The organism is Pseudoxanthomonas sp. GW2 (assembly GCF_000283075.1).
In the GTDB taxonomy this organism is placed as follows: Bacteria; Pseudomonadota; Gammaproteobacteria; order Xanthomonadales; family Xanthomonadaceae; genus Pseudoxanthomonas.
The window spans coordinates 79,515-86,172 of sequence record NZ_ALIP01000156.1; the positions used below are offsets into that span (position 1 = coordinate 79,515).

Consider the following 6,658-nt stretch of genomic DNA (forward strand, 5'->3'; position numbering starts at 1 on the left):
CGCATGCAGGTATTCGGCCCCCTCTACGACCGCGCCCTGAGCTGGGCCGCCCATCCCCGCGCCCCGACCTACCTGACCGTCCTCAGCTTCATCGAGGCCATCTTCTTCCCGGTGATGCCGGAGGTGATGCTGGCGCCGATGTGCGTGGCCCAGCCGAAGCGGGGCTGGCGGTTCGCCAGCCTGAGCCTGGCCGGCTCGATGGCCGGCGCCATGGTCGGCTACGCCCTGGGCCACTTCGCCTTCGAGGCGGTCAAGCCGCTGCTGGAATGGATGGGCATGCTCTCGAAGATCGAGGAGGGCATCGCCACGATCCAGGCGAAGATGGTGGAGTCGCCCTGGGCGGTGTTCTGGTTCCTGGTGCTGGGCGGGTTCATGCCGATCCCGATGAAGGTCTTCACGTGGGCCTCGGGTATCGTCGGGGTGCCGTTGCTGCCGTATTTCCTGAGCATGCTGGTCGGGCGCGGCAAGCGCGTGTACCTGCTGGCGGCGGCGATCCGCTTCGGCGGCGCGCGCGCGGCCGAGGCGCTGCGGCGCTGGATCGAGCCGCTGGGGTGGGTCGCGACCGCGCTGGTCGCCGCCGCGGTGGCCGTGCTTGTGTGGAGGGCGAAGTTCGCATGAAACCCGAGGGTCTGACCCCGTTCGCGCGCCTGCTGGCCGCGCTGGTGCTGCTGGCCATGCTGGCCGCCTGCGCCAAGAGCACCGTGGTGCGCACGCCCCAGTCCGGAGGCACGAGCGCCGGGCAGGCCGCGGCCTCCTCGAAGGGCCAGCCCGGCAAGTCCGTGGTGGTCCAGCGCGGGGACACGCTTTATTCCATCGCCCGCCGCCACAACACCACGGTGGCGGACATGGCGCGCTGGAACAACCTGGCCCCGCCGTACACCATCTACCCGGGCCAGCGCCTGGCCCTGGGCGCCGGCAGCGGCAGCAGCAAGCCTGCCGCCTCCGGCACCACCGCCAGCAGCGGCGGGACGCGGACGCAGGCCCAGGCCCCGGCCGCCTCCACCGGCACCTCCGGCGCGCCGCGGCCGGCCGCGGCCCCGGTGGCCAGTGGCATCCGCTGGCAGTGGCCGGCGCAGGGCGTGGTCATCGCCACCTTCGTCGAGGGCAATGCCACCCGCCAGGGCATCGACATCGCCGGCAGCAGCGGCCAGGCGGTCAATGCCGCCGCCGACGGCGTGGTGGTGTATTCCGGCGCCGGCCTGGTCGGCTATGGCGAGCTGATCATCGTCAAGCACAACGAGCAGTGGCTGTCGGCCTACGGCCACAACCGCAAGCGCCTGGTGGCCGAAGGCCAGGCGGTGAAGGCCGGGCAGCAGATCGCGGAAATGGGCCGTACCGGCACCGACCGGGACAAGCTGCATTTCGAGATCCGCTACAACGGCAAGCCGGTCGATCCGCAGCTGTACCTGCCGAAGAGGTAACCGGCGCAGCTGGCACGCAGGGGCGGATCCCCAGCCCGGCGCCTGCATGCGCCGGGCGTCCGGTCCGCGCGCGATCCTGGCGGATCGCAAGCGCGCGCCCCGGACCCGCTACAACGGAAAACCCGTGGATCCGCTTCTCTACCTGCCGAAGAAGTAACACGCGCAGCTGGCACGCAGGGGGCGGATCCCCGGCCCGGCAGGCTCCGTCGTCCCGGCGAAAGCCGGGACCCAGTGGCTTCAGGGGGGCGTAGGACGAGGCTTGGGTGGGCTGAAAGCCAGGCGCACTGCGTCCCGGATCCAGCCTCGTGTGATCCGTCGCGGGCCGTTCGTGCCCGCCAGCCGCGTGCGCCCGGTTCAGCCCAGCAGCATGGCCACCACCACGCGGCGGCCCTCGCCGGCCAGCACGTTGTAGGTGCGGGCGGCGGCGGCGTTGTCCATGGCCTCGATGCCGATGCCGCGGGTCAGGCAGGCGGCCAGTGCCGCGGCCGGGGGAAAGACCTGGCGTGCGCCCGTGCCCAGCACCACCAGTTCCGGCTCCAGGGCCAGCAGGGGCGCGAGGTGGGCCGGCTCCAGGGCGGCGGCCGAGGCCGGGGCGTCCCAGTCCTCCAGCAGGCGGTCCGGGGCGATGGCGAAGCTGCGGGTCAGCACCTGGTCGTTCACGCGGGCGCTGGTGGCGTCGGCCCCGCGCAGGACGAACCCGTAATCCGGGCGTTCGTGGCTCAGCTGCATGGACGGCTCCTGGCGCCGCTTACGCGCGCGGCAGCACGATCGCGGGCGCTTCCTTCGACGGGCGGTACAGCGTGACGGTATGCCCGATGCGCTGCACCAGGGCGGCCCCGGTCTGGCCGGCCAGCTCGGCGATCATCGCGTCGCGGGCCTCGCGGTCCTCGGCGCCGACCTTCACCTTGACCAGCTCGTGCCGCTCCAGGACCTGGTCCAGCTCGACCACCAGGGCCGGGGTGATGCCCTTGCCGCCCACCTGCATCAGGGCCTTCAGGCTGTGGGCCTGGCCACGGAGGAAACGGGTCTGGGCAGGGGTAAGGGCAACGGACATGCGGATGCGGAGGGGCTTGCGGGCGGATCAGGGTATCATGGCGACCCGTCACGCCGCGGGCAGCGCGCCCGGCTTCCCATCGCATGTCACGCAGCTCCCGCAGCAAGAGCAGCCACCGCTGGCTCCGCGAGCACTTCTCCGATCCCTACGTGAAGAAGGCCCAGGCCGAGGGCCTGCGTTCGCGCGCCGCCTACAAGCTCGAGGAGCTGCTGGAGCGCGACCGCCTGCTGCGGCCGGGCATGGTCGTGGTCGACCTCGGCGCCGCCCCGGGCGGCTGGTCGCAGTACGTGCGCCAGGCCCTGGGCGACAGCGGCCGGGTCGTGGCCCTGGACATCCTGGAGATGCCGCCCCTGGCCGGGGTCGAGTTCCTTCATGGGGATTTCAGGGAGGATGCCGTCTTATCCCAGCTGGAGACGCTGCTGGACGGCCAGCCCGTGGATCTTGTCCTTTCGGACATGGCCCCCAATATGAGTGGCGTGGACGCGGTCGACCAGCCGCGGGCCATGTACTTGGCCGAGCTGGCGCTGGACTTCGCCGACAACCACCTGCGCCCCGGCGGCGCCTTCCTGATCAAGCTGTTCCAGGGAGTCGGGTTCGACGAGTACGTGCGCCAGCTGCGGCGCCGCTACGCCAAGGTGGCGATCCGCAAGCCGGCGGCCTCGCGCAAGCGTTCGCCGGAAGTCTATGCCCTCGGCCAGGGCAAGCTGGCACAGATGAAGTAAGCTGGCCCGGACGCCGGCGGCAATTTTTCAGGACATGCAGGAAAGAACGGGACACCGGAGCCGATGAGGATGAACGACTTGACCAAGAATCTGCTGCTTTGGGTGGTCGTCGCCGTCGTGCTGATGGTGGTCTTCCAGAGCCTTTCGCCGCGCGGCGGCGGCACCGTGGCCGCGGGCGAGACCCCCAGCTACACCCGCTTCCTGCAGGACGTGGACGCCGGCCGCATCCGCTCGGTGGTGTTCACCGACGAGAGCACCTTCACCGCCAACGCCATCCGCTACCGCCGCACCGACGGCACCGAGGGCCAGGTGGTCGGGCCGATGGACGGCAAGCTGATCGACCAGCTGGTCAGCAAGAACGTGGACATCGTGCGCGAGAAGCCGTCCACCGGACCGGGCTTCTGGGGCATCGTGCTGAACTTCCTGCCGGTGCTGCTGCTGATCGGCTTCTGGATCTTCATGATGCGGCAGATGCAGGGCGGCGGAGGCGGCGCCAAGGGCGCCATGTCCTTCGGCAAGTCGCGCGCCAAGCTGCAGGGCGAGGACCAGGTCAAGGTCACCTTCGCCGACGTGGCCGGCTGCGACGAGGCCAAGGAGGAGGTCGCCGAGCTGGTCGAGTTCCTGCGCGACCCGTCCAAGTTCCAGCGCCTGGGCGGCAAGATCCCGCGCGGCGTGCTGATGGTCGGCCCGCCGGGCACCGGCAAGACCCTGCTGGCCAAGGCCATCGCCGGCGAGGCGCGGGTGCCGTTCTTCTCGATCTCCGGCTCGGACTTCGTGGAGATGTTCGTGGGCGTGGGCGCCAGCCGCGTGCGCGACATGTTCGAGCAGGCCAAGAAGCACGCCCCCTGCATCATCTTCATCGACGAGATCGACGCGGTCGGCCGCCACCGCGGCGCCGGCCTGGGCGGCGGCCACGACGAGCGCGAGCAGACCCTCAACCAGCTGCTGGTGGAGATGGACGGCTTCGAGGGCGGCGAGGGCGTGATCGTGATCGCCGCGACCAACCGCCCCGACGTGCTCGACCCGGCGCTGCTGCGCCCGGGCCGCTTCGACCGCCAGGTGGTGGTCGGCCTGCCGGACGTGAAGGGCCGCGAGCAGATCCTCAAGGTGCACATGCGCAAGCTGCCGCTGGCCGACGACGTCGAGCCGCTGGTGATCGCGCGCGGCACCCCGGGCTTCTCCGGCGCCGACCTGGCCAACCTGTGCAACGAGGCGGCCCTGTTCGCCGCGCGCGAGAACGCCAAGGAAGTGCGCATGGACCACTTCGACCGCGCGCGCGACAAGATCCTGATGGGCGCCGAGCGCCGCTCGATGGCCATGAGCGAGGAAGAGAAGCGCCTGACCGCGTACCACGAGGCCGGCCACGCCATCGTCGGCCGCCTGGTGCCCGAGCACGACCCGGTCTACAAGGTCACCATCATCCCGCGCGGCCGCGCCCTGGGCGTGACCATGTACCTGCCCGAGGGCGACCGCTACTCGATGAACCGCGTGGCGATCGAGTCGCAGCTGTGCTCGCTGTACGGCGGGCGCGTGGCCGAGGAGCTGATCTTCGGCGAGGACAAGGTCACCACCGGCGCCTCCAACGACATCGAGCGCGCGACCAAGATGGCGCGCAACATGGTCACCAAGTGGGGCCTGAGCGACGAGATGGGCCCGATCGCCTACGGCGAGGAGGAGGACGAGGTGTTCCTCGGCCGCTCGGTGACCCAGCACAAGAACGTGTCCGACGAGACCGCGCGCAAGATCGACGAGGTCGTGCGCTCGATCCTGGACAAGGCCTACGCGCGGACCAGGAAGATCCTCAGCGAGAACATCGACAAGCTGCACGCGATGTCGCAGGCCCTGCTGCAGTACGAGACCATCGACGGCCCGCAGATCGACGCGATCATGGAAGGCCGCGAGCCGCCGCCGCCGGCCGGTTGGGGCCGCTCGGGCAAGGATGGCGGCGACAAGGGCGGCGATCCGCGTCCGCTGCCGCCGGTCGGCGGCCCGGCGACCCAGACCTGAGGCATGGCCGGGATTCCGCCCGAGCCGCGTCGCGACCCGGCCGGGGCGGAAAAGCCCCGGCCGAGCTATTACGTCCGCAACCCGTGGCGCAACGTCGGCGCCGGCGCCTTCGCCGGGGCCTCGACCGTGCTCTCCGTGACCACCCTGTTCTACGCGCTGGGCCGGCTGCCACTGGTGCTGGTCGGCGCCAGCCTGGTGGTCGCGGCATTGGCCTTCGGCTTCGGCCTGTACGCGCGGCGCCGCGCCGCCCGGGTCGACGCCGCGATCTTCGGCGACGACCGCTAGGCGGCGCGCCGCACCAGGGGACATCGCCATGTTCGACACATCGCCGCGGCTGGACTGCGCCGGCCGCATCCTGCGCCTGGACCGCACCCGGGTCATGGGCATCGTCAACGTCACCCCGGACTCGTTCTCCGACGGCGGCGCGCACGCCGATGCCGCCTCGGCCATCGCCCACGGCCTGCGCCTGGTCGAGGAGGGCGCCGACCTGCTGGACGTGGGTGGCGAGTCCACCCGTCCCGGTTCGGAAGGCGTTTCCGTCGAGGAGGAGCTGCGCCGGGTGATCCCGGTGATCGAGGGCCTGGCCGCGCGCACCGGCGTGCCGATCAGCATCGACACCTCCAAGCCGGAGGTGATGCGCGCGGCGGTGGCCGCCGGCGCCGGCATGATCAACGACATCTGCGCGCTGGAGCGCGAGGGCGCGCTGGACGCGGCAGCCGCGGCCGGGGTGCCGGTGGTGCTGATGCACATGCGCGGCGAGCCGCGCTCGATGCAGGAAGCGCCGCACTACGACGACGTGGTCGCCGAGGTCCACCGCTACCTGGCCGACCGCATCTTCGCCGCCGAGCTGGCCGGCATCCCGCGCGCGCGCCTGGTGGTCGACCCGGGCTTCGGCTTCGGCAAGGACGACGGCCACAACCTGGCCCTGCTGGCGCAGCTGGAACGCTTCACCAGCCTGGGCGTGCCGGTGCTGGCGGGCATCTCGCGCAAGCGCACCATCGGCGCGCTGACCGGGCGCCAGGTCCCGGCCGAGCGCGTGGCCGGCTCGGTCGCCGCGCACCTGGTCGCGGCCCAGCGCGGCGCGCGCATCGTGCGCGTGCACGACGTGGCCGCCACGGTCGACGCGCTGAAGGTGTGGGAGGCGGTGGCCGCGGTGCCGGCCCCGCGCAAGGATCCGGCGCCGGCGGAGATCCGCTGGCCGGACGAGGACTGACCCGGGCGATGCCTGCCGACACCCGGCCCCTGGCGATCGCGGTGATGGGCCCGACCGCCTCGGGCAAGACCGCGTTCGCGGTCGAGCTGGCGCGGCGCCTGGACGGGGAGATCGTCAGCGTCGACTCGGCCCTGGTCTATCGCGGCCTGGACATCGGCGCGGCCAAGCCGGACGCGGCCGAGCGCGCCGGCGTGCCGCACCACCTGATCGACGTGCGCGAGCCGTGGCAGCCGTATTCGGC

The 6,658-nt window shown here is 71.7% G+C and carries 9 protein-coding genes; 7 read left to right on the forward strand and 2 right to left on the reverse strand.

The window, feature by feature from the left end:
* The first annotated feature begins 3 nt into the window (after nt 1-3).
* Nucleotides 4-618: a YqaA family protein gene (locus B351_RS0115080; protein ID WP_019399868.1), complete on the forward strand. Its 615-nt coding sequence runs from the start codon at nt 4-6 to the stop codon at nt 616-618.
* Nucleotides 615-1,421 (forward strand): peptidoglycan DD-metalloendopeptidase family protein, encoded by an 807-nt coding sequence (locus tag B351_RS0115085; protein WP_019399869.1) that lies wholly within the window; start codon nt 615-617, stop codon nt 1,419-1,421. Before B351_RS0115080 ends, B351_RS0115085 begins: the two co-directional genes overlap by 4 nt.
* 354 nt (nt 1,422-1,775) lie before the next feature.
* Here the strand turns inward: B351_RS0115085 and B351_RS0115090 are convergent, their stop codons facing one another.
* On the reverse strand, nt 1,776-2,150 hold the full coding sequence (locus tag B351_RS0115090) for an Mth938-like domain-containing protein (RefSeq protein ID WP_019399870.1): 375 nt from the start codon (nt 2,148-2,150) through the stop codon (nt 1,776-1,778).
* 19 nt (nt 2,151-2,169) lie between these two features.
* On the reverse strand, nt 2,170-2,475 hold the full coding sequence (gene yhbY / locus B351_RS0115095; RefSeq protein ID WP_019399871.1) for a ribosome assembly RNA-binding protein YhbY: 306 nt from the start codon (nt 2,473-2,475) through the stop codon (nt 2,170-2,172).
* Between the two features lie 83 nt (nt 2,476-2,558).
* Here yhbY and rlmE point away from each other — a divergent pair, with 83 nt between their 5' ends.
* The 5 genes from rlmE to B351_RS0115120 form a co-directional block, all read left to right on the forward strand.
* Nucleotides 2,559-3,197 (forward strand): 23S rRNA (uridine(2552)-2'-O)-methyltransferase RlmE, encoded by a 639-nt coding sequence (gene rlmE / locus B351_RS0115100; RefSeq protein ID WP_019399872.1) that lies wholly within the window; start codon nt 2,559-2,561, stop codon nt 3,195-3,197.
* A gap of 69 nt (nt 3,198-3,266) precedes the next feature.
* On the forward strand, nt 3,267-5,204 hold the full coding sequence (gene ftsH / locus B351_RS0115105) for an ATP-dependent zinc metalloprotease FtsH (RefSeq protein WP_019399873.1): 1,938 nt from the start codon (nt 3,267-3,269) through the stop codon (nt 5,202-5,204).
* 3 nt (nt 5,205-5,207) lie between these two features.
* Complete coding sequence (locus tag B351_RS0115110) at nt 5,208-5,489, forward strand: hypothetical protein (protein WP_019399874.1); 282 nt, start codon at nt 5,208-5,210, stop codon at nt 5,487-5,489.
* Between the two features lie 28 nt (nt 5,490-5,517).
* Entirely contained in the window at nt 5,518-6,417 is a 900-nt protein-coding gene (gene folP, locus B351_RS0115115) for a dihydropteroate synthase (RefSeq protein ID WP_019399875.1), read from the forward strand.
* Between the two features lie 8 nt (nt 6,418-6,425).
* A partial coding sequence (locus B351_RS0115120; protein WP_026010780.1) for an isopentenyl transferase family protein occupies nt 6,426-6,658 on the forward strand: 233 nt, incomplete at its 3' end.